Here is a 23,697-nt window from a genome sequence, read left to right on the forward strand (position 1 = left end):
GCCACAGCGTTGGCTGCCACAGCGTCGGCTGCCGCAGTGTTTTCTACTGCTTATTTTCCAGCGGCCGCGTCGAGCGCTGCCGCCTGGCGCTTGAGCAGCGGCGCGAGATAGCGGCCCGTGAAGCTGGCCTTCGCCTTCGCCACCTGCTCGGGCGTGCCCTGCGCCACGATCTGGCCGCCGCCCGCGCCGCCTTCGGGGCCCATGTCCACGATCCAGTCGGCGGTTTTGATGACATCGAGATTATGCTCGATGATCACCACCGTATTGCCCTGGTCGCGAAGCCGGTGGATCACCTCCAGCAAGAGCGCGATGTCGTGGAAATGCAGACCCGTGGTCGGCTCGTCGAGTATATACAGCGTGCGACCCGTGTCCCGCTTGGAGAGTTCGAGCGAGAGCTTCACGCGCTGCGCCTCGCCGCCCGAGAGCGTGGTGGCCGACTGGCCCAGGCGAATGTAGCCCAGACCTACGTCGAGCAGCGTCTTGAGCTTGCGCGCCACGACCGGCACCGCCTTGAAGAACTCGTAGGCGGCCTCGACCGTCATGTCGAGCACTTCGCTGATGTTCCGGCCCTTGTACTGGATCTCCAGGGTTTCGCGGTTGTAGCGCTTGCCGTGGCAGACGTCGCAGGGCACGTAGACATCGGGCAGGAAGTGCATTTCCACCTTCAGCACGCCGTCGCCCTGACAGCTTTCGCAGCGGCCGCCCTTGACGTTGAACGAGAAGCGGCCTGATTCGTAACCGCGCTCCTTGGCCGCCGGCACGCCTGCGAACAGCTCGCGGATGGGCGTGAAGAGGCCCGTATAGGTGGCCGGGTTCGAGCGCGGCGTGCGGCCGATCGGCGACTGGTCGACGCTGATGACCTTGTCGAAATGATCCAGCCCCTCGATGGCCTCGAACGGCGCCGGCTGCGCCGACGAACCGTACAGATGCTGCGACACCGCGTGATAGAGCGTGTCGTTGATCAGCGTGGACTTGCCCGAGCCCGACACGCCCGTCACGCAGGTGAGCAGGCCCACCGGCAGGTCGAGTGTCACGCGCTTCAGGTTGTTGCCGTAGGCCTCGACGATGCGCAGGCGCCGCTCGCCGGGTTCGATGCGCTCGTCCGGGTAGTCGATGCGGCGCGCGCCCGAGAGGTACTGACCGGTCATCGAGGCCGGGTCGTTTTCCACTTGCTGGGGCGTGCCTTCGGCGATCACCATGCCGCCGTGCTCGCCGGCGCCCGGGCCCATGTCGACCACGTAGTCGGCCATGCGGATCATGTCCTCGTCGTGCTCGACCACGATCACCGAATTGCCGAGGTCGCGCAGGTGCTTGAGCGTGGAGATGAGGCGGTCGTTATCGCGCTGATGCAAGCCGATGGACGGTTCGTCGAGCACGTACATCACGCCCGTGAGGCCCGAGCCGATCTGCGAGGCGAGCCGGATGCGCTGCGCCTCGCCGCCCGAGAGCGTTTCGGCGCTGCGATCGAGCGAGAGGTAATCGAGCCCGACGTTGTTCAGGAACATCAGCCGCGCGACGATCTCCTTGACGACTTTGTCGGCGATCTCGCGCTTGGCGCCTTCGAGGCGCAGCGTCTGGAAGTAGCCGAGCGTGTCGCGCAGCGGCCAGCCGCTCACCTCGTAGATGGCGCGCGCGTCCTCACCTGCGCCGATCCGCACGAAGCGCGCCTCGCGGCGCAGGCGCGTGCCTTCGCAGTGCGGGCAGGCCTGGTTGTTCTGGTACTTGGAGAGCTCCTCGCGCACGGCGGCCGAATCGGTCTCGCGATAGCGCCGTTCCAGGTTCGGGATGATCCCTTCGAACACGTGCTCGCGCACCGAAGTGCGGCCGCGCTCGTTGATGTAGGAGAACGGGATCTCCTGCTTGCCCGAGCCGTACAGCAGGATCTTGCGCACCTTCTCGGGCAGGTCCTCGAACGCGGTGTCGATGTCGAAGTCGTAGAACGCCGCGAGGCTCTGCAGCATCTGGAAGTAGAACTGGTTGCGCCGGTCCCAGCCCTTCACCGCGCCGGCCGCGAGCGAGAGCGATGGATGCGCCACCACGCGCTTCGGGTCGAAGAAGGTGATCTGGCCGAGGCCGTCGCATTCCGGGCACGCGCCCATCGGGTTGTTGAACGAGAAGAGCCGTGGCTCCAGCTCGGGCAGCGAGTACGAGCAGATGGGGCAGGCGAACTTCGAGCTGAACAGGTGCTGGCGGCCCGTGTCCATTTCGAGCACGATGGCGCGGCCCTCGGCGAGGCGCAGCGCGGTTTCGAACGACTCCGCGAGACGCTGCTTCATGTCGGGGCGCACCTTCAGGCGGTCCACCACCACGTCGATGGTGTGCCGCTCGCTCTTCTTGAGCTTGGGCAGCGACTCGACTTCGTAGATCTTCGCCTCGCCTTCGTTGGCGGTGCCGCCGCCCGAGCGCACGCGAAAGCGCACGAAGCCCTGCGCCTGCATGTCGTCGAAGAGCTCGGCGTGCTCGCCCTTGCGGTCGACCACCACGGGCGCGAGGATCATCAGCTTGGTCTCTTCGGGCAGCGCGAGCGCGGCGTCCACCATCTGCGAGACGCTTTGCGCCTCGAGCGGGATCTCGTGATCCGGGCAGTAGGGCGTGCCGATGCGCGCGTACAGCAGACGCAGATAGTCGTGGATCTCGGTGACCGTGCCGACCGTCGAGCGCGGGTTGTGCGACGTGGCCTTCTGCTCGATGGAGATGGCCGGCGACAGACCCTCGATCAGGTCGACGTCGGGCTTCTCCATCAGCTGCAGGAACTGGCGCGCGTAGGCCGAGAGGCTCTCCACGTAGCGCCGCTGGCCTTCCGCGTAGAGCGTGTCGAACGCCAGCGACGACTTGCCCGAGCCCGAGAGCCCGGTGATCACCACGAGCTGGTGGCGCGGCAAGTCCAGATTGACGTTCTTCAGGTTGTGGGTTCGGGCCCCACGGATACGGATTTGTTCCATGAACCTGCGGGAGAAAGGGAGGCTAAACCTGCTACTATAACGACTTTTCCAGACCGCCGTTACGGCTTGCTGACAGTCCTTGAAAGGGTCCCGAATGGCTGTGCGAGGGGCGCTGAAAGAGGTTCGACAGCGGGCGACCGGGAATGGCATCCGGCGCTCACGGGGGGAAACCCGCTTCGTTGCCGTTCAGGCAAGGCCGCCGTGGCCGCAATGAAAAGTCCGTGAAGTTCGCCCGACGTCCGTCTTTGCACGCCCGCGAGGCTCAGTGACGCGCGCGCAGCGGCGGCCCAATCAAAAAAAGCTCCGATGTCCTCCAATTCACCCGCTACTTCTTCACGCATGAGCGCGCCCGAAATGCGCGCGACCGTGTCGCTTGCCGCGATCTTCGCGCTGCGCATGCTGGGCCTGTTCATGATCATGCCGGTGTTTTCGGTCTACGCGAAAACCATCCCCGGCGGCGACAACGTGCTGCTCGTCGGCATCGCGCTCGGCGCGTACGGCGTCACGCAGTCGCTCCTGTACATTTTTTATGGCTGGGCGTCCGACATGCTGGGGCGCAAGCGCGTGATCGCCACCGGCCTCGTGATCTTCGCGATCGGCAGCTTCGTCGCGGCCGGTGCGCACGACATGACGTGGATCATCGTCGGACGGGTGATCCAGGGCATGGGCGCGGTGTCGTCCGCCGTGCTCGCGTTCATTGCCGACCTCACCTCAGAAGAGCACCGCACCAAGGCCATGGCGATGGTGGGCGGCTCGATCGGCATGTCATTCGCGGTGGCGATCGTGGGCGCCCCCATCGTGTTCCACTGGGTGGGCATGAGTGGTCTGTTCGCGCTCGTTGGCGTGTTCTCGATCCTCGCGGTCGGCGTCGTGGTGTGGATCGTGCCCGATGCACCCAAGCCCGTGCACGTGCGCGCACCGTTCGCCGAAGTCCTGCACAACGTCGAACTGCTGCGCCTGAACTTCGGCGTGCTCGCGCTGCACGCCACGCAGACCGCGCTCTTTCTCGTCGTGCCGCGCCTGCTCGTGGACGCGGGCCTGCCGGTCGCGTCGCACTGGAAGGTCTACCTGCCGGTGATGGGCCTTTCGTTTGTCCTGATGGTGCCCGCCATCATCGCCGCGGAAAAGCGGGGCAAGATGAAGGCCGTGGTGGTCTCGGCCATTGGGCTTATCCTGATCGGCCAGCTTCTGCTTGGCTCACTTGCGCATACCATTGCAATTGTGGCGTCCGTGCTGTTCGTGTACTTCCTCGGGTTCAATATCCTGGAGGCCTCGCAGCCCTCGCTGGTGTCCAAGCTCGCGCCGGGCAACCGCAAGGGCGCCGCTACGGGCGTCTACAACACCACCCAGTCGATCGGGCTTGCACTCGGCGGCGTGGTGGGCGGATGGCTGCTCAAGCACGAAAGCGCGAGCGCGGTGTTCTACGCGTGCTCGGGGCTCGTTCTGTGCTGGCTTATAATCGCGGCCTATATGAAGGTGCCGCTGAAGGTGCAACCCAAGCGGGCTTGATGGGGCCAGGCCTCAAGCAAGCGCCGCGGGCAGGGTCGCAAGCGCGCCCGCCCTCTGCTTTGAGGCGAACCAGGCGTTCGCCGCAACATTTTTCGCGAGAGGCGGACCGCGCGGCGCGCATCGCAATATGACGCCGATGCGCGAAACGCGTGGCCGCTCAAACGCAACGGAATCAACAGGAGAAACTCATGGCATCCGTGAACAAGGTGATCCTCGTCGGCAATCTCGGCGCCGAACCGGAAGTGCGCTATCTGCCCAGCGGCGACGCTGTTGCGAACATCCGCCTCGCGACCACCGACCGCTACAAGGACAAGACGTCCGGCGAGTTCAAGGAAATGACTGAATGGCACCGCGTGGCGTTTTTCGGCCGTCTGGCCGAAATCGTCTCCGAATACCTGAAGAAGGGTTCGTCGGTGTATATCGAAGGCCGCATCCGCACGCGCAAGTGGCAGGCGCAGGACGGCACCGACCGTTATTCGACGGAAATCGTCGCCGAGCAGATGCAGATGCTGGGCGGCCGCAGCGGTGGCGCGTCGGCGGGCAGCGACATGGGCGACGACGGCGGCTATAGCCGCGAGCCGTCCGCACCGCGCGGCGGCGGCCGTGCAGCGGGTGGCGGCGCACCGCGCGCGAGCAGCGGTGGTGCTGCTGGCGGCGGTGGTGGCGGTGGTGGTCGTTCGAACGCGCCGGCTGGCGGCGGCTTCGACGAAATGGACGACGATATTCCGTTCTAAAACAAAGAGCCTTTGTTTTTGCTGATTGAAGCCCGCGCTCCGCAAGGAGGCGGGCTTTTTCCTTGGGGCATCCTCACATCTGCGGCGTTTTCGCACAGGCAAACGCTTCCGCGCTTTAACCGGCTCTTTTCCTGATCCACATCACGGCAAAACTTCCTCGCCGGAGTGACCATTTAAAAGATGCGTTGAATTTGCATCTTACAAGGCCCTTCGTCGCGATCCGACAGTCGATGCGTTGCATCGACAACGCGCCAGCGCCGTCACCCACAAGGAAAGGAGAAAGCCGTGTTTTGCTATCAATGTGAACAGACCGACCACAGCAATGGAAAGCCAGGTTGCGCGTCGGCGAAGGGCAACTGCGGCAAGGACGCCACCACCGCGGACCTGCAGGACCTCCTGATCCACGCCGTCAAGGGCATCGCCCAGTACAGCGCGCTCGCACGCGGCCTGGGCCGTCCCGATCGCGAGGCCGACCGGTTCATCCTCTACGCGATGTTCACGACGCTCACCAATGTCAACTTCAACGCCGCGCGCTTCGTGGCGATGCTGCGCGAAGCCGCGCAGCATCGCGACCGCGTGAAGAAGGCCTATGAAACGCTGGCGTTCGCGCAGGGCGTCGCGGTGCAGGAACCGGCCGGCCCCGCGCGCTGGCAACCCGGCGCGAACGTTGGGGAGCTGCAGGCGCAGGCCCGGCTCGTCGGCGTGGATGCGGGGTTCGAGACACTCGGTGCCGATATCGTCGGGCTACGCGCGCTGGTGCTCTATGGCCTGAAAGGGGTTTGCGCGTACGCGCATCACGCCCGCGTGCTCGGCTACGAGAGTGAAGACGTGTATGCGGACGTGGAGGCGGCGCTCGAGTTTCTCGCGCGCGCGCCCGTGCAGGCCAACGCGCTGCTCGAGCACGCGCTCGCGCTCGGGAGCGTGAACCTCAAGGTGATGGAGTTGCTCGACGCCGCCAACACGGGCCGCTTCGGCAACCAGCAGCCCGCGGCAGTGCGCATGACGCCGGTGGCGGGCAAGGCGATCCTCGTCTCCGGCCACGATCTGGGCGACCTCGAAACCTTGCTCGAAGCGACCCAAGATAGCGGCGTGCAAATCTACACGCACGGAGAGTTGCTGCCGGCTCATGCCTATCCGAAGCTCAAGGCCTACCCGCACCTCGCGGGCAACTATGGCGGCGCCTGGCAGGACCAGCAAGCGGATTTCGCGAACTTCCCGGGTCCCGTGCTGATGACCTCGAACTGCCTGATCGAGCCGCTGCCGCAATACCGTCAACGCGTGTTCACGACGGGGCCGGTGGGCTGGCCCGGCGTGCGCCATCTCGAGCACGGCGCATTCGCGCCGCTCGTGCAGGCGGCGTTTGCCTTGCCCGGCTTTCACGAGAGCGCACCCGAGGAAACCGTCACGGTGGGCTTTGCGCGTCACACGGTGCTCGGTGTGGCCGACAAGGTGATCGACGCAGTGAAGGCCGGCCAGATCCGCCACTTCTTCCTGATCGGCGGCTGCGATGGCGCCGCGCCGGGCCGCAACTACTACACCGAGTTTGCCGAGGCCGCGCCTGACGATACCGTCGTCATGACGCTCGGCTGCAACAAGTACCGCTTCAACCGGCATGCGTTCGGCGACATCGGCGGCATTCCGCGTCTGCTCGACCTCGGGCAATGCAACGACAGCTATTCGGCCATCCGCATTGCCGTCGCGCTCGCCGATGCCTTCGAGTGCGGCGTGAATGACCTGCCGCTCACGCTCGTGATTTCGTGGTTCGAGCAGAAGGCCGCCGCAGTGCTGCTCACGCTGCTAGCGCTCGGCATTCGCAACATCCGTCTCGGGCCGACCTTGCCGGCCTTCCTCACGCCGGGTGTGCTGCAGATCCTCGTCGAGCAGTTCGGCATCCAGCCGATCGGCGATGCGCACGCCGATCTCGCCGCCGCGCTCGCGCGCAAGGCCGCGTGAATCGCATCGGCGTTTTGTCGACGTTCACGCCGATGTTCACGCCGTTGTTCAATGAAGTAGCGCTGAGGCATTCATGAGCCATCGAATCGAAATCACCACGCGCGACGGCCAGGCGTTCTCGTTCGCGTGCGAGCCGGAGCAGGACGTGCTGACGGCGGCTGCGGCAGCGCAGATCACGCTGCCGTCACAGTGCAGGCGCGGCAGCTGCGGCGCCTGCCACGCGAGCGTTGTCGAGGGCGACTACGCGCTCGGCGCGCACAGCGCCGACGCGCTGCCGCAGAGCGATCCGCACGCGGTTCTGCTGTGCTGCACGACGCCGCGCAGCGACTTGCGCATCGTGGCGCCCTATGACGGCGCGAAGGTGTTGCTGCGGCCGGTGGCAGTGCGCCGCGCGCGTATCGTCGCACTGGAGACGATCGCGGACGACACGCGCCGCCTCGAACTGCGCCTCGAGCCCGACGACGTCTACGGCAGTGCCGCCGAGTTCGAAGCGGGCCAATTCGTCGAACTGGAATTGCCCGCGGGGCTCGAGGGGACCGGGGGCAGCGTACGCCGGCCGTTCTCGCTGGCCAACACGAGCAACTGGGACGGGCGGCTAGAACTGCTGATCCGGCTGCGTCCGGACGGCGTGTTCTCGTCATATCTGCGTGAGCATGCACGGGTGGGCGATGCGCTCAGCGTGCACGGGCCGCAGGGTGGCTTCGGCCTCTTCGCCGAGAGCCTGCGCCCGCGCTGGTTCGTGGCGGGCGGCACGGGGCTCGCGCCGGTGCTCTCGATGCTGCGTCGCATGGCCGAGTATCAGGAGATGAACGACGCGCGCCTCATCTTCGGCGTGAACCGCGAGAGCGAGCTTTTCATGGTGGATGAGCTCGAACGGCTGCAAGCGGAGCTTGCGCAGTTGCGCGTCGAGCTTTGCGTTCGCGATCCCGGCGATGGGGGCGATCCAGGCAATGGTGGCGCGGCGTGGCGAGGCTTTCGCGGCACGCCGGTCGATGCGCTGCAGGCCGCGCTCGCCGCGGCCGACGTGTCACCCGATCTTTACGTATGCGGTCCGCCCGGCATGGTGAGCGCCGCGCAGGCGGTTGCGGCGGCGGCAGGCGTGCCTGCCGCACAATTTGCGAGCGAGCGCTTCGCAGTGTGACGCACAGCCTCATGTTTCACCTTCAACCTCGCCAGCGTGCGAGGTTTTTCTTATGCGCGGCCGTCGCGCGCCGGGCACCGCTCGCAGGGCATGACCCGCATTGCCGTGAATCATCGATTGACATTTTGTCATCAAATGCCAAAATGTCAGACATGGCAAAACATTCAAAAGCGCTCCAGAGCACGCTCCCGGGCGCGAACTCAAGCGAAAACCGGCTGCTCCTGCGCGAGGGCCGCAAGATCGTCGAGGCGCTCGGCCAGACGCTTGCTCCGCTCGTCGAGGTGGTGCTGCACGATCTGACGGCGCCCGAGCATTCGGTCGTCGCGATCTCGAACAATCTCTCGGGCCGCGAGGTTGGCGATGCGGCCACGGAAATGGGCCTCGCCCGCATCACCGATTCCGGCTTTCCCGAGGTCGTGGCCAATTATCCGAACCGCTTTCCCGACGGGCGCCCGGTCAAGAGCACGTCCATCGGGCTGAAGAACAGCGCGGGCGAGTACATCGCAGCCATCTGCCTGAACATGGATGTGTCGCTGCTGGGCGCGGTCACGGCGGGCCTCGGCCAGCTGATGCAGACGGATGCGGCCGCGCCTGTCGCGGAAACGCTGGGGCCGGGCGGCAGCGGCGAGGCGCGCGAGAGCGTGCGCGCGGCACTCGAGCGCTTTGCCGCCGCACGTAACACCACACCCGTCGGCATGACGCTCGCGCAGCGCCGCGAAGCGGTGCGCGAGCTGGCCGCGAGCGGCCACCTGAACCTGCGCCACGCGTTGGCCGAAGTGGCGCGCACGCTCGGCGTGGCGCGCTCGACCGTTTACACCTACCTGCCCAGCGAGCACCGACCATGAGCACACTGCCGATTTCCTTCGATGACGTCGCCGCCGCGCACGAGCGCATTCGCGGCGTCGCGCACCGCACCCCCGTCATGACCTCGCGCACGGCGAATGCCCTAGCCGGCGCGGAGTTGTTCTTCAAATGCGAGAACCTTCAGCGCATGGGCGCCTTCAAGTTCCGCGGCGCCTATAACGCCATCGCGCAGTTCACGCCGCAGCAGAAGGCGGGCGGCGTGATCACGTTCTCGTCGGGCAATCACGCGCAGGCCATCGCACTTTCGGCGCAACTGCTGGGCGTGAAGGCCGTGATCGTGATGCCGCAGGATGCGCCCGCCGTGAAGGTGGAAGCGACGCGCGGCTATGGCGGCGAAGTCGTCTTTTACGACCGCTACACCGAGGACCGGGAAGCGCTCGGCAAGCGCCTCGCCGAAGAGCGTGGCCTCACGCTCATTCCGCCCTACGACCATCCGCATGTGATGGCAGGGCAGGGCACGGCGGCGAAGGAGCTGTTCGAAGACGCGGGCGAGCTCGACGTGCTGCTCACGCCGCTTGGCGGCGGCGGGCTGCTCTCGGGATGTGCGACGGCGGCGCATGCGCTCGCGCCGGGCTGCACGGTGATCGGCGTCGAGCCCGAGGCGGGCAACGATGGCCAGCAGAGCCTGGAGACGGGATCGATCGTTCACATCGACACGCCGAAGACGATTGCCGACGGCGCCCAGACCCAGCATCTGGGCGGCTATACGTTCGCAGTGATCCGCGAGCGCGTGAGCGAGATCGTGACCGTCAGCGATGCTGAGCTCGTCGAGACGATGAAATTCTTCGCGAGCCGCATGAAGCTCGTGGTCGAGCCCACGGGCTGCCTCGCTGCCGCGGCTGTCCTGCAGCGCAAGGTGGATGTGCGCGGCAAGCGCGTGGGCATTGTGATCTCGGGTGGGAATGTCGATTTGCTGCGTTTCGCGGAGCTGACGAGCGCACCGTGATCCGGGGGAGCGCGGCGCGCGGCTCGATGCGCAGGCCGCGCATACGCTTAACCGATGGGCGGCGCGCTCCGGCCGGCACAGCGCTTCGGAGAACCAGGCGCCGTGTCGCCGGCTAGCCGAGCAATGTCGCGAACGCCGCGCGCGCGTTCGTCACGTGCGCGCTTTCGCCGGGACGCCCCGGCAGCAGATGGAACTCGGCCGCCGGCAGCGCGGGCAAGCCGAACGACGCAGGGCAGGCCACGAGCCCCTCGCCGAGCGCCGATTCGTTCAGGCAGGAAATCCCGAGACCCGCCTGCAGCGCGAGCTGCAAACCGGCGACGCCCGACGCCGAATGTGAAATCAGAAACGGAATGCGCGCGCGCTCGAGCAGCTTTACGACGTAGCGTTGCAACAGGCACGTGGAGGGCAGCAGCACGAGTGGCCACGGCGGCGCGAGCGCCGCATGCTCGCGCAGCGTCTCGCGCGCACCGACCCACAGCAACTGCTCTCGCCGGATCGCCGGGTTCCTGCGCGCGTCTGCCTTTGGCCCGGCGCGTTTGCCGCGCGTGTCCACCATGCGCAGGGCAAGGCCGATGTCGAAGCCGTTGTCTTCGGCGCTGCTCTCGATCACGGCGCTCGGCAACACGGTCACATTGAGCCGCAGGCGCGGATGCTGGCTCGCGAAGCGCCGGATGATCGCGGCCACATCGTGCGGCCGGAAGTAGTCGGTGATGGCGATGCGCACTTCGCCGTCGAGCGAGCGCCCGAGCATGTCGTCGAACGCGGCGTCGCACATCGCCACGATGCGGCGCGCGTGATCGACGAGCTTGGTGCCTGCCGGCGTGGGCGCGACGCCCTGCTTGCTGCGCACGAACAGCGGCTGGCCGATGCGCTCCTCCAGCTTCTTCAACTGCTCGCTCACCGAAGACTGCGAGAGAAATACGCGCTCAGCGGCGGCCGAGACGCTGCCTGCCTCCGTGACGGCGAGAAAGGTGCGCAACTGCGCGAGGTCGAGTCCGCGTGCGTTCATGTCGTGACGTTCAATGCCGTTGCCGGCGGTAGCGAGATTCTCTACGAGGCCGAACAAGGGCTTCGCCGAAAGCTCCTTTCATACAGACTCGATGTTTCGGATTTTCCGATCGTATCGATTGAATATTCCCGCTTTTCCGATAGATGGTGCGCTCGTAGCATGGCCGCAGTCAATCCTTTTCTGGAGGTCATCATGAGGGACGCGAAGGAGCGGGAAGCGTCGCATCGCTGGAAGGTGCTGGGCGTTGGCGTGGCGGCGAACGCCAGCTTTGCTGCGGCTTTCTCGGGCATCCCGGCGACGGCGGTGTGGATCCGCTCGGATTACCGTATCGATACCGGCACACTCGGACTGCTGCTCGGCATGCTCGGACTCGGCATCGTCTTGAGTGAATTGCCGTGGGGGCTGCTCACCGACCGATGGGGCGACCGGCGCGTACTGCTCACGGGACTCGGTTCGACCGCGGTTGCGCTGCTGGCCATGACGGCCTGGTGCGTGCCGGAGGCCGCGCATGTGCCAGATGCGCATGCGCTTGGGGCAGGTTTTCTTGCCATCGGCTTGCTCGGCGGCAGCGTCAACGGTTCGAGCGGGCGCGCGGTCATGGCCTGGTTCGGCCCCGGCGAGCGCGGTCTCGCCATGAGCATCCGGCAGACGGCCGTGCCGGCCGGCGCGGGAGTCGGCGCACTGTTGCTGCCAGCACTGGCCGCACGGGCAGGTTTCGAGTGGGTCTATGGCGCGCTCGCGGCCATGTGCATTTTGTCTGCATTCCTGACGATATGCTGGGTGCGCGAACCGGAAGCATCCGCGCTGCGCGCACCGGCGCGCGCAGGACAGCATGAAATGCCGCGCATGCGCTCGCCGCTGCGCAGTGCTCAGGTTTGGCGCATGGTGGGCGGCATCGCGGCGCTGTGCATGCCGCAAGTCGCAGTGATCTCGTTCGCAAGCGTCTTCCTGCACGACTTCGGCCATGCGGGCAGCGCCGCGACCGGTGCGACGCTCGTGGCAGTGCAAGTCGGCGCAGCATGCATGCGCGTCTGGAGCGGACGCTGGACCGACCGGCGTGGCAATCGCAACGCCTGGCTGCGCGCGTGCGCCGCGCTAAGCGTTGCGCTATTCGCGTTGCTCGCTGCAACGACGGCGCTGTTTGCGCACGCGGGGCGCTTCGTGCATGCGCCCCCGCTGCTCGGCGACGCTCGCTTCGTGCTCGTCGCGCTGCTCGTGCTGGGTGGCATTGCGGCTTCGGCATGGCACGGCGTCGCTTTCACCGAGCTTGCCACGCTCGCGGGCCATGCTCGCGCGGGGACGGCGCTTGCGATGGGCAACACTGGCGCCTTCCTGGCATTCTGGATCGCGCCTTCGGCGATTCCGATGCTGCTATCAGTATCCGGTTGGCCCGCCGTCTGGTTTGCGGCAGCCGCATGTGCGGCGCTGGCGTGGCCCGCCTTTGCGCGCGCGTTATGCCCATCAGATGCCGCCGGCGAAACCGTCTCGCTTTCGCACAAGCCAAAGCGGCATGCGAGTGCAGGGGCGACCGTTTAACCGTCGCCGCCTGCGGCATTGTCCGACATGCCACAAGGTCCGCGGTGTATCCGCTCCAGAAATCTCTCATTTGATTCGCATAACTGAATCAAAATTTACGGTTAAAGAAGGTTTGACGTTTCGGAAATCTCTGATTCAGGGAATCGTTAATCGATGTTCAGATGACGGCTCCAGAAAGAATACGCTTCGCGCAACAAGCCCTCGTGAGCCCGGCTGAAAGATCGGGCAAGCATAGGCCGATCCGATATCCCTACTACATCGAGAGAGAGCCAACTTGAAACTTCGAGTCGTCCTTGCCGACGATCATCCCTTCGTTTTACTGGGCGTTCGCTCGGCGCTTGAGGCTGCGGGAGACATCCAGGTCGTCGGCGAAGCGTCCGGTCCGAGCTCGCTTTTGCACACGCTCGAATGCGTGCCGTGCGACATCGTGCTGACCGACCTCACCATGCCGTGCGACACGGGCGATGCGGAAGACGGTTTGCATCTCGTGCGGCGCCTGTGCCGCGACTGGGCGCACTGCCGCATCGTCGTCCTGACCAGTATCACGAACGTCGCCATCCTGCGCGCAGTGATGGACACGGGTGTCACAGCGCTCATCCGCAAGAGCGAGCCCATCGACGAACTCACTGGCGCGGTGCGTGGCGCGGGCAGCGGTCTGCGCTATGTGAGCCCCCCGATCCTCGCGGAACTGGCTGCCGCAGGGGCCGAGCGTCCGGAGAGCACTCGCGTGCCGCGCCTGTCGCCGCGTGAGTCGGAGGTGGTCAGGCAGTTCGTTCATGGCCGTACGATCACTGAAATTGCCCGCGCGCTGGATCGGGACGTGCGCACCGTGAGCCGCCAGAAGCGTGACGCCATGGCGAAGCTCGGCGTGAACAACGATGCTGGTCTTTTCGCCTTTGTGCGAGCCCACGGACTCCTATGAACGCGCCGTCGACCACTCAGGCCCGTGTCTGGCCAGCACACCTGACGTCCGGGTTCGGCCGCGAGAGCGGCGTGCGCAGCCTGCAGGAGCTTTCGCTGCCAGACGTGGACGACAGGGCGCTACCCGTGCGTGTCATCGTCGCGGATGATCATCCGCTCGTGCTGTTTGCGCTCGACAACCTGATCGCCACATTGCCGAGCGTGCGGATCGTCTCTCGTGCGCAATCGGTCGCGCAGCTGTTTCAGGAGGCCGCGCGGCATGAATTCGATCTCGTGCTGATGGACCTCTACATGCCGGGCGAAGGACGCGAGGAAGGGCACGACGCGATCCGCAGCTTCCAGAGCGAGCATGCGGGCAAGCCCATCGTCGTGCTCACCATGGAGAACGATGCCGCGGCGCTGCGCAGTGCGATCGAACTCGATGTCGAGGCGGTGCTCAGCAAGCGCGACCGCATCGACCTGATTCCCGTCGCCATCGCCTCGGCAATGGCGCATGAGCAATATGTCGGCCCCGTCGTGCGCGATCTGCTGGAAAAGGCGTCGCGCGCGCAGCGACGCGCGCATGTGCATCAGGTGCTGTCGCGGCGTGAGTTCGAAGTCTTCACGCACTATGCGGCGGGGCTCGGTGTGACCGAAATTGCCGGCCTGCTCGGGCGCAGCGTCAAGACCATCAGCGCGCAGAAGTGCGCGGCCATGAAAAAGCTCTCGCTCAACAGTGACATCGAGCTGTATCGATTCGCGATCGAGTGCGGTGTCGTCCAGGACGAGACGCCGTGACAAGGGCGCCGCGCGCGTCACGGCTGTGGCGCGCGCGGTCCGTCAGTTTCTCCGCAGCCACGGGTGCGCGGTGCTCGCAACTTTCTGAGGCGGTTCGCGCGAACCCAACGGGCGGCACATGTCGTCGTCTGTAGGAATTCGTTGCGCTGCGTCCTGTGGCGCTGTCCGACTTTTAAGAGTTGTCCTATCCGGCGATGAGAGTCCTCTGATCATAATTTCCTATTCGACGCGCGAATAGTCGGACAGCGCGACTCTCATTCGATCCCGCCTCTGACATCGCTGGCGAGCCGCTCTGCACGTAGGCCTGTAAAAGGGTTGCGCACCGGTTTGCACGTCGCATCGGCAGGGCACGGAGGCAATGCGATGAAGCTCGGTAGGCGTTTGGCAGTTGAAGGCGCAGGCACGGCATGGCTCGTGTTCGTGGGCTGTGCGAGCGCCGCGCTCAACGCAAGCGTGCCTGCGCAGGGCTGGAACGTCTTCGAGATGGCTGCCGCCTTCGGCCTCGCGCTCGCCGTCGCGAACTACGCATCGGGGCGCGTGTCGAGTGCGCATTTCAATCCCGCAGTCACGATCGGCTACGCAATTTCCGGCCGCTTTCCTCCTCGCGATGTCGCACCGTATGTCGCCGCGCAGACCGCGGGTGCGCTCGCGGGCGCGGCGCTGCTCGCCGCCGTCGCGTCTGGCCGGCCGGGCTTCGCCTTCGTGGTCTCCGACTTCGGCAGCAATGGCTACGACGAGCATTCGCCTTCCGAGTACGCGTTCGCCGCGGTGTGTGCCGTCGAATTGATCATGACGTTCGCATTCGTGTTCGTCCATCTCGTCGTGACGGATTCGCCGCAACGTCGCGCTTCGGCGCCCGCCGCGCTGGGGGCGTGCTTCGCGGCCATCTACCTGATCGCGATTCCGGTGAGCAACGGCGGTATGAATCCGGCCCGCTCGACGGGCCCCGCGCTGTTTGTCGGCGACTGGGCGCTCGATCAGCTCTGGCTCTTCTGGGCGGCGCCGATGCTGGGCGGCATGATTGCTGGCGTTTGTCACAGGCTGTTTATCCGACGTCGCGTGCGTCCGAATGCGAGCGCGGAAGGGGCGCTCGGCGACGCTTGAGAGCGCCGCCCGACGCCCTTATGAAAGTGACGTTGCCCGTCCTGCAGATTGCTCAAAGTGCGCCGCAACGCATGCCACGCTCGTCGCGGCGTTCGCGTTTCATCTGGCCCTGGACCTGCCGCTCGCTTGCGCCGGTGCTCGCGCACATGTTCCGTTTTGCGCGGCTGGCGTGCGTCCTGGTTTGTGTGACGGTGGGCGCGCTTGCACACGCGGGGCAAGCGCAGGTGGCAGAGTCAGGCGGGCCGGCCGGGTCCGCGCTGCCCCAATCCGGACCGGTGGCCGCTTCCGCAGCCCGGGCGGCCGAATCCGGCGGTTTTCCCCCGGTACTCACGGTCGGCGTTGTCGCGGGAGGGTGGCCGCCGCTCGAGGTGCTCGACGGCAACACGCTGAGCGGTTTCAGCGCCGACTACCTGCGGCTCGTCGTGGGCTCGCAGGTGAAGCTCGTGCCGCGCGTCTACCCCAATATGACCGCCTTGCTCGCGGGCGCGTGCGCAGCCGAAATCGACCTGGTCATGAGCCTCGCACGCGCACCGCAGCGAGAGCGCTGTCTCTCGTTCACCGTGCCTTATCTGAGCGGCAACGTTGCATTCGTTACGCGCGTGGGCAACGAGGCGATCGCCACCACGGCGCGCCGCTTTGCCCGTGCGCGCATTGCCGTCGAAAACGGCTATGTCCTCGAGCCGTTATTGCGCGAGCGCTTTGCTCAAGCGGAGATTCTGTCGTTCACGAACACTGGCGCTGCCATACACGCCGTCGCGCAGGGCAGCGCCGATGTCTACGCCGGTTTCGCGCCGGCCGTGCGCTATCAGCTCATCCACCATGACGCCTACCGCGGCCTGCGCGTCGCCTACGAGGAGCGCATCAAGGTGCGCGAGCTGCGCTTTGCGGTGCCGGTCTCCAAGGTAGCGTTGCGCGACCAGCTGAACGTGGCTGCGGGCGGCGTGCGTCCCACTGCCGCGTCTGCGCTGCGCGCGCGCTGGCTCGACGGCGGCGAGGGCGCTGGTCACGGCGCGCAGTTGCGCTCGCCGCCATTCGATCTCGACGCCGGCGAACGTGCATGGCTGCGCTCGCTGCCGCCATTGCGGGTCGGCTTCGACGCGGGCTGGCTGCCCTTTAGCTACGCGAGCCGCCGCGGATATACCTCGGGCATGGCGAACGACTACCTCAATTATCTGAGCCGCAAGCTGGGCGTGACCTTCGAGCGCGTGCCGGTGACCAACTGGCCGGATGCGGACAGTGCGTTCCAGCGTGGCGAATTCGCCCTGCTCGCGACCATGGTGGACGATGGCGGGTTACCCGAGAACACGCTCTACACTCAGGCCTTCGAACACTATCCGCTCGTGATCGTCGGGCGCCGCGACGAGCCGATGGCGCGCAGCCTGAGCGACTATGTCGAGCGCCGCGTGGTGCTGGCGCCGCATGCGCCGGCGGCGCACGTGCTGTTTGGCGCGGCACAGCCCATTCGCGTGCTGCGTGTCGCCACGCTCGAGCAAGGGCTCGCGCTGGTCCAGCGCAATGATGCCGACGTGCTGGTAGGCGACGCTGCGGCACTCGACGGACCGCTCAGCCGCCAGTACATCGAAACGCTCAAGGTGGTGGGCGCGATCGGCGCGGATGGAGCGACAGCCTTCGCGGTGCGCACCGACCTCGCGCCGCTCAAGACGCTCATCGATCGCGCACTCGACGCGATGTCACCCGTCGAGCAGCAGGAGATCCGCAACCACTGGACGGCTGTGGCCACCGAGCGTAGCGGCGGGTGGAGCGTGAATGCGCTGCGGCTCCTGCCGCTCCTGATCGCGTTTGGCGTGGTGCTGCTCGTCACGCTGCGCGCCTACGTGCTTCTGCAGCGCGAAATGCGCCGGCGCCGGCGTGCCGAGCAGGTGCTCGCGAAGCAGGTCGAACTGCAGGACACCATGACGGAGATGATTCCCTATCCGCTTGGCGTGCGCGATCTCGAAAATCGCTACCTGGCGGTCAACCGCGCATACGAAGAGATGACCGGCGTGCGGCGCAGCGAAGTGCTTGGCCGCACCGGCGCCGCGGTGGCGGCGTGGGGCGCGGAAAACAGCCTGCGCGTGGAAGATCTCTACAGAAAGACGGTCGAGGAGGGCAAGGGCCAGCGCGTCGAGTTCGCGTTCGATGGCCCCGGCGGCACCGGCGGACCCGACGGCGAGAAGCGCCACGGCATTTTCTGGACCCGGCTGTGCCGCGATGCGCGCGGCGCGCCCTTGTGCGTGCTAGGCACGATGATCGACATCACCGAGATTCGCCGCGCCGAAATGCGGGCGCGCGCCTCCGAGCGGCTGCTCTCGGACGTCACGCGCTCGCTGCCCGCCATCGTGTTCCAGTTGCGGCGCGGGCCTGATGGCCGATACGCGTTTCCGTACCTCGGAGGCGACACGGAGCGCTTGCTCGGCGACGCCGTCACGCAACTCATGCGAGCGAGCGCGCTCGACCTCGCGCGCGTGAATCCCCGCGACCGCGCGCGGCTTGCTACGGCGCTCGAGCGCTCGGCGCGCCTGCTCATGCCGGTGAACACCGAGTTCCGCTTTCACGGCGCGGCCGGGCTGCTCTGGGTGCGCGCGGAGTTTGTGCCGCGCCGCACGGAAGATGGCGCGGTCGTCTGGAGCGGCTACGCAGTGGATGCGAACGTCGAGCATGCCCGCGCCGACGAGCTCGCGCGCGCACGCGACCTTGCCGAGGCCGCGTCGCGCGCAAAGGACGACTTCCTCGCGATGATGAGCCACGAGATCCGCACACCCATGAACGGTGTGCTCGGTCTCGTGGAGGTGCTCGAGCGGACGCCGCTCAATCCCGATCAGACCCAGATGGTCGGCATGGTGCACGAGTCGGCAGGCGCGCTGCTGCAGATCCTCGACGATTTGCTCGACTACTCGAAGATCCAGGCCGGGCGCCTCGTGATTGCGTCCGAGCCGTTCGGCATGCGCGAGCTCGTCGACAACGCCGTGGGCTTGCTCGCTGGGCGGGCGCACGAGAAGGGGCTCAAGGTGCGCGTGGGCGTCGAGGCTGGCGTGGCGGCGCTGCTGCGCGGCGACAGCGTGCGCCTGAGGCAGATTCTGTTCAATCTGCTCAGCAACGCGATCAAGTTCACACCGCATGGCGAAGTGAGCGTGAACGTGGCGGCGCGCGACGTGGCGGGTCCGCGCGGCAAGCCAACGCGCCAGCGTGTCGCAATTACGGTGTCCGATACGGGCATCGGCATCGCGCCGGAAGCGCAGGCCCAGCTCTTCGAGCCTTTCGTGCAGGCGGAGACGTCTACTACGAGGCGCTTTGGCGGCACGGGCCTCGGCCTGACGATCAGCCGCAAGCTCGCGGCCCTGATGGGCGGCACGCTCGAGCTGCACAGCGAAGTTGGCCGGGGCACCCGTCTCACGCTGCATATCGAATTGCCGCTCGAAGCGCGGGCCGGTCACGCGAATGGCTTGCGCGGCAAGCGCGCGCTCGTGATTTGCGACGATGCGCGCGTTGCCGGCGCGCTCATGCATTTCGGCGTCTCGCTCGGCATGAAGATGACGCGTCTCGAGTCGGGCCCGTGCGTCCTGGCCGCGATGCGCAAGCTGGAGGCGCACGGCGGCGTCGATCTCGTGTTCGTCGCGGAAGCGCTCGCGGGCGCGCTCGACGGGCATGGCGCACCGGTCATCCGCCTGACGGACAATCCCAAGCCGAGCGGCTACCGGGTGGTGGAGAGCGGTGTGCGGGTGAGCGTCAATCCGCTTTCGTGGCGCGGCCTGGGCGCGGCTTGTGCGATGGCGCTCACTGGCCTGCCCGCGGTCGCGGCGCGGCCCTCGCTCGCGGCGGAAACCGCCCTCACGGCGCCCGATCGCGAGAAGGAGCGCTCGGCGGGCCGCCTGATTCTCGTCGCAGAGGATCACCCTGTGAATCAGGAGCTGATCCGTCATCAGCTCGCGCTGCTCGGCTTCGCGTGCGACGTGGTCGACGATGGCGCACAGGCGCTGGATGCGCTGGAGAAGGAGCACTACGGTTGCCTGATCACCGATTGCCATATGCCGAACGTATCGGGCTACGACCTTGCACGCAGAGTGCGCGAGATCGAAGCGGCCGGGACGGGCAAGGCGCGCGCGACGGGCAAGGCTGCGGGCAGCGTGCCGCGCCTGCCGATTCTCGGCATTACGGCGAACACGGCGCCCGAGAACTTGCGCCTGTGCCGTGAGGCGGGCATGGACGACTGCCTCATCAAGCCCACGCGCGTCGCGACGCTGCGCGATCAGCTCGCGCGCTGGTTCGGCGCCGAGAACGCGCTGCGCACGGCGCACGAGCACACGGTGCCGAATCAGGGCGCCAGCGCAGTGATGTGCGACGCGGCTGCGCTGCAGGACGAGGCCGTCGAGGCGGCCGTGGCCGATCCGCTCGACCTCGCGCATATGATCCAGGTGTGGGGCAGCGAGGCCACGGTGAAGACCTTGCTGGGCTCGTTCGTCAGCGCGATGCGCGACGACCTGGACGCGCTGCCGGAGTTGCTGGAGGACGTCGATATCGCGCGCTTGCGCGAGTGGCATCACCGGCTCGCGGGTGCGGTGGGCGTGCTGCATTATCCGGCGCTGCTCGCGGTGCTCGAAACCTGGCGTCGTCACATGAACACTCATACGCCGGAGCAATTGCGCGACGAGGGGTTTGCGCTCATGCGCACCTGTCACGAGATGCTCGACGGTATCGAGCAACAGGCCGCGCTGCTCGCCTGAAGCACGCATTCATCCTGATGTGCCCCAGTCGAACGCGAAACTGGCAGTTTTGCCAGAAAAGAACGAGAGTTCGCTAAGGTCCGCTGGAGGCCTGAGGTTAGACCGCCCGGACAGCGGGTGAGCAGCAGGCGAAAAAAAACGCGGCCGAAGCCGCGTTCAAGCTTGGAGACCCTTCGATGAAGAGTCACTTCTCGCAAAAAGAAGCATAGTGCGCGCGCCGTCAGAAATCGAGACAAAAACGATCAATTAATTATTACCGGAAGTGTCGATAATCGTCTGGCGAGAAGCGTCCTGGTCGCGGAACCAGTCGACCGTGAAGTCGACGAACGAGCGCGTTTTCGCGGGCACGTGGCGCCGGCCTGGATAGACCAGCGAGAGCTCCTTGTCGGCGTCGCGAATTTCGTAGTCGGCGAGCACTCGCACGAGCGTGCCTTGCGCCAGATCCGTGGCCACCTGGCTCGCTGGCAGGATCGTGATGCCCATGCCGGTCAGCGCGGCCTGACGCAGCATCACCGAATTATTGACGGCATAGGCCGGCTCGATCCGCACCAGCTCGCGCACGCCTTCGGTGCTCGCGAAATGCCATTCGTTACCGTGAATGTCGGTGGAAGGTGCGAGCAGCGTATGGTGCACGAGCTCGTGCGGATGGCTGGGCACGCAGTGCCCGTCGAGGTAGGCCGGCGAAGCCACCGCGACCGGCGTAACGGTGACGAGCGGACGCCGGATCAGCGTGCCGCCACTGACCTGGCGTGGCGCCACAATGCCGACGTCGAAGCCTTCTTCGATCAGGTCGACGGGGCGGTGCAGCAGCGTGAGAGCGAGCCTGACTTGCGAGAATGCGGCCAGATACTGCTTGAGTAGCGGCGTGAGGTCGTGCAGCGAGAACGACGCATGCGCGACCACGCGCAGTGTGCCCGAGGGCACCGAAACGCCGTGTGCGATCTGCGTTTCGACGCGTTCCAGATCTTCGAGCATGTGCCGGCATGCCTGGGCATAGGCGCTACCTGCTTCGGTCAGCGAAATGCTGCGCGTATTGCGGTTGATGAGGCGCGTATGGAGATGCGCCTCGAGCAGCGCAACATAGCGCGTGACAACGGCGTTCGAAAGATTGAGGCTTGCGGCGGCGCGACCGAACGAGCCATGATCGGCGACGCTCGTGAACACGCGCATCGCCTGGAGCTGATTCATGGTTTTGGGCCGCATCGATATGGGACTGACAGGATTTGCAGCGTTGGGGCGATATTCGCCCACGCACAGACGAGGCTCACCGCAGGCCTGCAGCGCGAGCGTTGCCGGATAGTACCGACAGGGATTGCCCCAGGGAATGAGACAGTTCCTAAACCGCTATTTGTCTCGAATTAATGGTGTTGCCTCGTGGCAACGCTATATCGAGATATAGCGCGATCCTTTCCTGTACGTGTGAATTTGAGATTGAGCGGGCGCTTTGACGGTCAAGCGATTGCGGGGTGTGCCGCTGGGGTATTCGACTTCCTCGAAAAGGCTTTTGCCATAGCGCGGGATGGCCGCCTTGAAAGTGACGACCATAAACTTTGGTCTGCATATCAATGCGGCGCTGTGTTTGCGGTGCCGAGGGATCCAGTAAGCCGGCACGGCGCCGGCTGCGGCGTCCACTTTTTGCCGAAAGGCTTTGCATCGAAGGAAGTCTATGAAAAAGAGTCTCGCTATTGCGGCCGCAGTCGCCGCGACATTTGCATCGGCGTCATACGCGCAAAGCAGCGTGACGCTCTACGGTATCGTCGATGCCGGTTTTACGTACACGACCAACGTGAACAACAACGCGAACTACGCGTTGACGAGCGGCAACATTCAAGCGAGCCGTTGGGGCTTGCGTGGCGTTGAAGATCTCGGTGGTGGCTTGAAGACGATCTTCACCCTCGAAAGCGGCTTCAACATCGCGAACGGCCAGCAGAATGGCGGCCTGTTCAATCGTCAGTCGTATGTCGGCCTCACGCATCAGAACTACGGCACGCTCACGTTCGGTCGTCAGTTCGACTCGATGATCGATTACATCGGCCCGATGACGGCGGTGGGTACCTGGGGGGGCAACTACATGGCCCACCTCATGGACAACGACGACCTCAACGGCACGTTCTCGCTCAACAACTCGGTCAAGTACACGAGTCCGAACCTGTCGGGCTTCCAGTTCGGCGGCCTCTATGCGTTCTCGAACAACGCTAATGGCTTTGCAGTCAACCGCGCATATAGCGCCGGTATGAGCTACGCGCTCGAAGGTCTGCGACTCGGTGCGGCCTACACGCAGATCAACGGCGCGGATGCTGGCGGCACCGGTGCGGTCCAGGGCTCGCCGCTGGTCAGCGCGTTCGGTGCGGGCAATGGCATCATTGGCGGTGTCGGCGTGAACAACCGTCAGCGCAACTGGGGCGCAGGCGCAAGCTACACCTACGGTCCGATGGTTGGCGGCGTCGTGTTCACGCAGTCGCGTCTGAACGACTCGTTCGGCCATTCGGTGCGATTCAACAACATCGAGGCCAACGCGCGCTACAACCTGACGCCGGCTCTCGGCATCGGTGCGATGTACACGTACACGAACGCAAACGGCTCGATGCTCGACGCGAACGGCAGCAACTCGGCGCACTGGCACCAGTTCGCGCTGCAAGCCGACTACGCGCTCTCGAAGCGCACCGACGTCTATCTTGAAGGCGTCGGCATGTGGGGTGCCGGCGAGAACGCTGTCGGCATCACGCAGGTCGGCTACCAGGGCTCGAACAACTTCTCGTCGTCGAAGAACCAGGGCATCGTCACGACGGGTATCCGTCACCGCTTCTGATGAAGCGGGCGGCCCGGCGCCAGGCCGGGCTGCTGAACCAGTCAAGAAGCGAAGTAGTAGAAGGTAGTACTTGGGTTAAGAGCGCCGCTCCCGGCGCTCTTTTTTTTCGCCTGTCACTTTTTGGTTCCGAAGTCTTCGCTACCATTCGTCATGTCGTATCGGACGCCTTTATCGGATTTGCTCTAGCATGTGGCGAGGCGGCTGTTGCCAGATGGTGCAGCGCGTCACAACAAACGGAGAAAACCCATGAAAGCGCTTCGTCCGCTGCAGTTTGCTCTCGCTCTGTGTGTCCTTGCTTCCAGCGCCGCGTTCGCCGACACCGTCGCGCTGAAGGCCGATCTCGAACCTTCCAGCGAAGTGCCGCCGCGTGTGAGCCAGGGACACGGCATGCTCAATGCGACGTTTGACACATCCACGAAATCGCTGAACTGGACCATCACTTACGAGGGCCTGTCGGGCCCGGTGATGGCCGCGCATTTCCACGGCCCCGCGCCGGTCGGCCAGAACGCAGACGTGCAGGTGGGGATTCCCAAGGGTGAACTCGCCAGCCCGATCAAGGGTTCCGCAACCCTCAACGAAAAACAGGTTACCGATCTGATGGCTGGGCAGTGGTATTTCAACGTTCATACGCAAAAGAACCCGTCTGGCGAGATTCGCGGCCAGGTGCTCCCGGCGAATTGAGCACCGGCGGGTTGTGCATCGCCAGGGTTGAGCGCCGCGTGAGTGCTTCA

At 65.6% G+C, this 23,697-nt stretch carries 16 protein-coding genes; 13 read left to right on the forward strand and 3 right to left on the reverse strand.

Annotated elements, in window-relative coordinates; genetic code table 11:
• Positions 1-50 precede the first annotated feature (50 nt).
• Positions 51-2,942 (reverse strand): excinuclease ABC subunit UvrA, encoded by a 2,892-nt coding sequence (uvrA, locus tag EYW47_RS17800; protein WP_133196158.1) that lies wholly within the window; start codon positions 2,940-2,942, stop codon positions 51-53.
• Between the two features lie 306 nt (positions 2,943-3,248).
• Between uvrA and EYW47_RS17805 the strand changes: the two genes are divergently transcribed.
• The 6 genes from EYW47_RS17805 to EYW47_RS17830 all read left to right on the forward strand — a co-directional run bounded on the left by EYW47_RS17805 (position 3,249) and on the right by EYW47_RS17830 (position 10,089).
• On the forward strand, positions 3,249-4,451 hold the full coding sequence (locus EYW47_RS17805; RefSeq protein ID WP_338117829.1) for an MFS transporter: 1,203 nt from the start codon (positions 3,249-3,251) through the stop codon (positions 4,449-4,451).
• 188 nt (positions 4,452-4,639) lie between these two features.
• The gene (locus EYW47_RS17810; protein ID WP_133196159.1) at positions 4,640-5,185 is read left to right on the forward strand and encodes a single-stranded DNA-binding protein; all 546 of its coding nucleotides are present in this window, start codon (positions 4,640-4,642) and stop codon (positions 5,183-5,185) included.
• Between the two features lie 285 nt (positions 5,186-5,470).
• Complete coding sequence (gene hcp / locus EYW47_RS17815; protein ID WP_133196160.1) at positions 5,471-7,138, forward strand: hydroxylamine reductase; 1,668 nt, start codon at positions 5,471-5,473, stop codon at positions 7,136-7,138.
• 73 nt (positions 7,139-7,211) lie between these two features.
• Positions 7,212-8,279, forward strand: a complete 1,068-nt coding sequence (locus tag EYW47_RS17820; RefSeq protein WP_133196161.1) for a 2Fe-2S iron-sulfur cluster binding domain-containing protein — start codon at positions 7,212-7,214, stop codon at positions 8,277-8,279.
• Positions 8,280-8,431: 152 nt separating this feature from the next.
• The gene (locus EYW47_RS17825; RefSeq protein ID WP_133196162.1) at positions 8,432-9,124 is read left to right on the forward strand and encodes a helix-turn-helix transcriptional regulator; all 693 of its coding nucleotides are present in this window, start codon (positions 8,432-8,434) and stop codon (positions 9,122-9,124) included.
• On the forward strand, positions 9,121-10,089 hold the full coding sequence (locus EYW47_RS17830) for a threo-3-hydroxy-L-aspartate ammonia-lyase (protein WP_133196163.1): 969 nt from the start codon (positions 9,121-9,123) through the stop codon (positions 10,087-10,089). The genes EYW47_RS17825 and EYW47_RS17830 overlap by 4 nt, the downstream gene beginning before the upstream one ends.
• Positions 10,090-10,201: 112 nt before the next feature.
• On the opposite strand, the gene EYW47_RS17835 is transcribed toward EYW47_RS17830, so the two are convergent.
• Positions 10,202-11,098 carry a LysR family transcriptional regulator gene (locus EYW47_RS17835; protein WP_133196321.1) on the reverse strand — a complete coding sequence of 299 codons (897 nt, stop codon included), beginning with the start codon at positions 11,096-11,098 and terminating at the stop codon, positions 10,202-10,204.
• Between the two features lie 192 nt (positions 11,099-11,290).
• On the opposite strand from EYW47_RS17835, the gene EYW47_RS17840 reads away from it, so the two are divergent.
• The 5 genes from EYW47_RS17840 to EYW47_RS17860 all read left to right on the forward strand — a co-directional run bounded on the left by EYW47_RS17840 (position 11,291) and on the right by EYW47_RS17860 (position 20,157).
• The gene (locus EYW47_RS17840; protein WP_133196164.1) at positions 11,291-12,634 is read left to right on the forward strand and encodes an MFS transporter; all 1,344 of its coding nucleotides are present in this window, start codon (positions 11,291-11,293) and stop codon (positions 12,632-12,634) included.
• A 274-nt stretch (positions 12,635-12,908) separates the two neighbouring features.
• Positions 12,909-13,556 carry a response regulator gene (locus EYW47_RS17845; RefSeq protein WP_133196165.1) on the forward strand — a complete coding sequence of 216 codons (648 nt, stop codon included), beginning with the start codon at positions 12,909-12,911 and terminating at the stop codon, positions 13,554-13,556.
• A gap of 95 nt (positions 13,557-13,651) precedes the next feature.
• Complete coding sequence (locus EYW47_RS17850) at positions 13,652-14,332, forward strand: response regulator (protein ID WP_377785277.1); 681 nt, start codon at positions 13,652-13,654, stop codon at positions 14,330-14,332.
• Positions 14,333-14,695: 363 nt separating this feature from the next.
• The gene (locus EYW47_RS17855; RefSeq protein WP_133196167.1) at positions 14,696-15,436 is read left to right on the forward strand and encodes an aquaporin; all 741 of its coding nucleotides are present in this window, start codon (positions 14,696-14,698) and stop codon (positions 15,434-15,436) included.
• Positions 15,437-15,456: 20 nt separating this feature from the next.
• A complete protein-coding gene (locus tag EYW47_RS17860; RefSeq protein WP_133196168.1) occupies positions 15,457-20,157 on the forward strand; it encodes an ATP-binding protein in 4,701 nt (1,566 codons plus the stop codon).
• A gap of 246 nt (positions 20,158-20,403) precedes the next feature.
• Here the strand turns inward: EYW47_RS17860 and EYW47_RS17865 are convergent, their stop codons facing one another.
• A complete protein-coding gene (locus EYW47_RS17865) occupies positions 20,404-21,345 on the reverse strand; it encodes a LysR family transcriptional regulator (RefSeq protein ID WP_133196169.1) in 942 nt (313 codons plus the stop codon).
• A gap of 478 nt (positions 21,346-21,823) precedes the next feature.
• Between EYW47_RS17865 and EYW47_RS17870 the strand changes: the two genes are divergently transcribed.
• Positions 21,824-22,966 carry a porin gene (locus tag EYW47_RS17870; RefSeq protein WP_133196170.1) on the forward strand — a complete coding sequence of 381 codons (1,143 nt, stop codon included), beginning with the start codon at positions 21,824-21,826 and terminating at the stop codon, positions 22,964-22,966.
• A 246-nt stretch (positions 22,967-23,212) separates the two neighbouring features.
• Complete coding sequence (locus EYW47_RS17875; protein WP_133196171.1) at positions 23,213-23,647, forward strand: CHRD domain-containing protein; 435 nt, start codon at positions 23,213-23,215, stop codon at positions 23,645-23,647.
• Positions 23,648-23,697 lie beyond the last annotated feature (50 nt).

It is taken from the genome of Paraburkholderia silviterrae, assembly GCF_004353915.1.
GTDB lineage: Bacteria > Pseudomonadota > Gammaproteobacteria > Burkholderiales > Burkholderiaceae > Paraburkholderia > Paraburkholderia silviterrae.

Excerpts from the sequence above, each read along its gene's own strand:
- EYW47_RS17830 (WP_133196163.1), top strand. The coding sequence starts at position 9,121 with ATGAGCACACTGCCGATTTCCTTCGATGACGTCGCCGCCGCGCACGAG.
- uvrA (WP_133196158.1), bottom strand. The coding sequence starts at position 2,942 with ATGGAACAAATCCGTATCCGTGGGGCCCGAACCCACAACCTGAAGAAC.
- EYW47_RS17855 (WP_133196167.1), top strand. The coding sequence starts at position 14,696 with ATGAAGCTCGGTAGGCGTTTGGCAGTTGAAGGCGCAGGCACGGCATGG.
- EYW47_RS17865 (WP_133196169.1), bottom strand. The coding sequence starts at position 21,345 with ATGAATCAGCTCCAGGCGATGCGCGTGTTCACGAGCGTCGCCGATCAT.
- EYW47_RS17870 (WP_133196170.1), top strand. The coding sequence starts at position 21,824 with ATGAAAAAGAGTCTCGCTATTGCGGCCGCAGTCGCCGCGACATTTGCA.
- EYW47_RS17810 (WP_133196159.1), top strand. The coding sequence starts at position 4,640 with ATGGCATCCGTGAACAAGGTGATCCTCGTCGGCAATCTCGGCGCCGAA.
- EYW47_RS17805 (WP_338117829.1), top strand. The coding sequence starts at position 3,249 with ATGTCCTCCAATTCACCCGCTACTTCTTCACGCATGAGCGCGCCCGAA.
- EYW47_RS17860 (WP_133196168.1), top strand. The coding sequence starts at position 15,457 with ATGAAAGTGACGTTGCCCGTCCTGCAGATTGCTCAAAGTGCGCCGCAA.
- EYW47_RS17825 (WP_133196162.1), top strand. The coding sequence starts at position 8,432 with ATGGCAAAACATTCAAAAGCGCTCCAGAGCACGCTCCCGGGCGCGAAC.
- EYW47_RS17875 (WP_133196171.1), top strand. The coding sequence starts at position 23,213 with ATGAAAGCGCTTCGTCCGCTGCAGTTTGCTCTCGCTCTGTGTGTCCTT.
- EYW47_RS17820 (WP_133196161.1), top strand. The coding sequence starts at position 7,212 with ATGAGCCATCGAATCGAAATCACCACGCGCGACGGCCAGGCGTTCTCG.
- EYW47_RS17840 (WP_133196164.1), top strand. The coding sequence starts at position 11,291 with ATGAGGGACGCGAAGGAGCGGGAAGCGTCGCATCGCTGGAAGGTGCTG.
- EYW47_RS17835 (WP_133196321.1), bottom strand. The coding sequence starts at position 11,098 with ATGAACGCACGCGGACTCGACCTCGCGCAGTTGCGCACCTTTCTCGCC.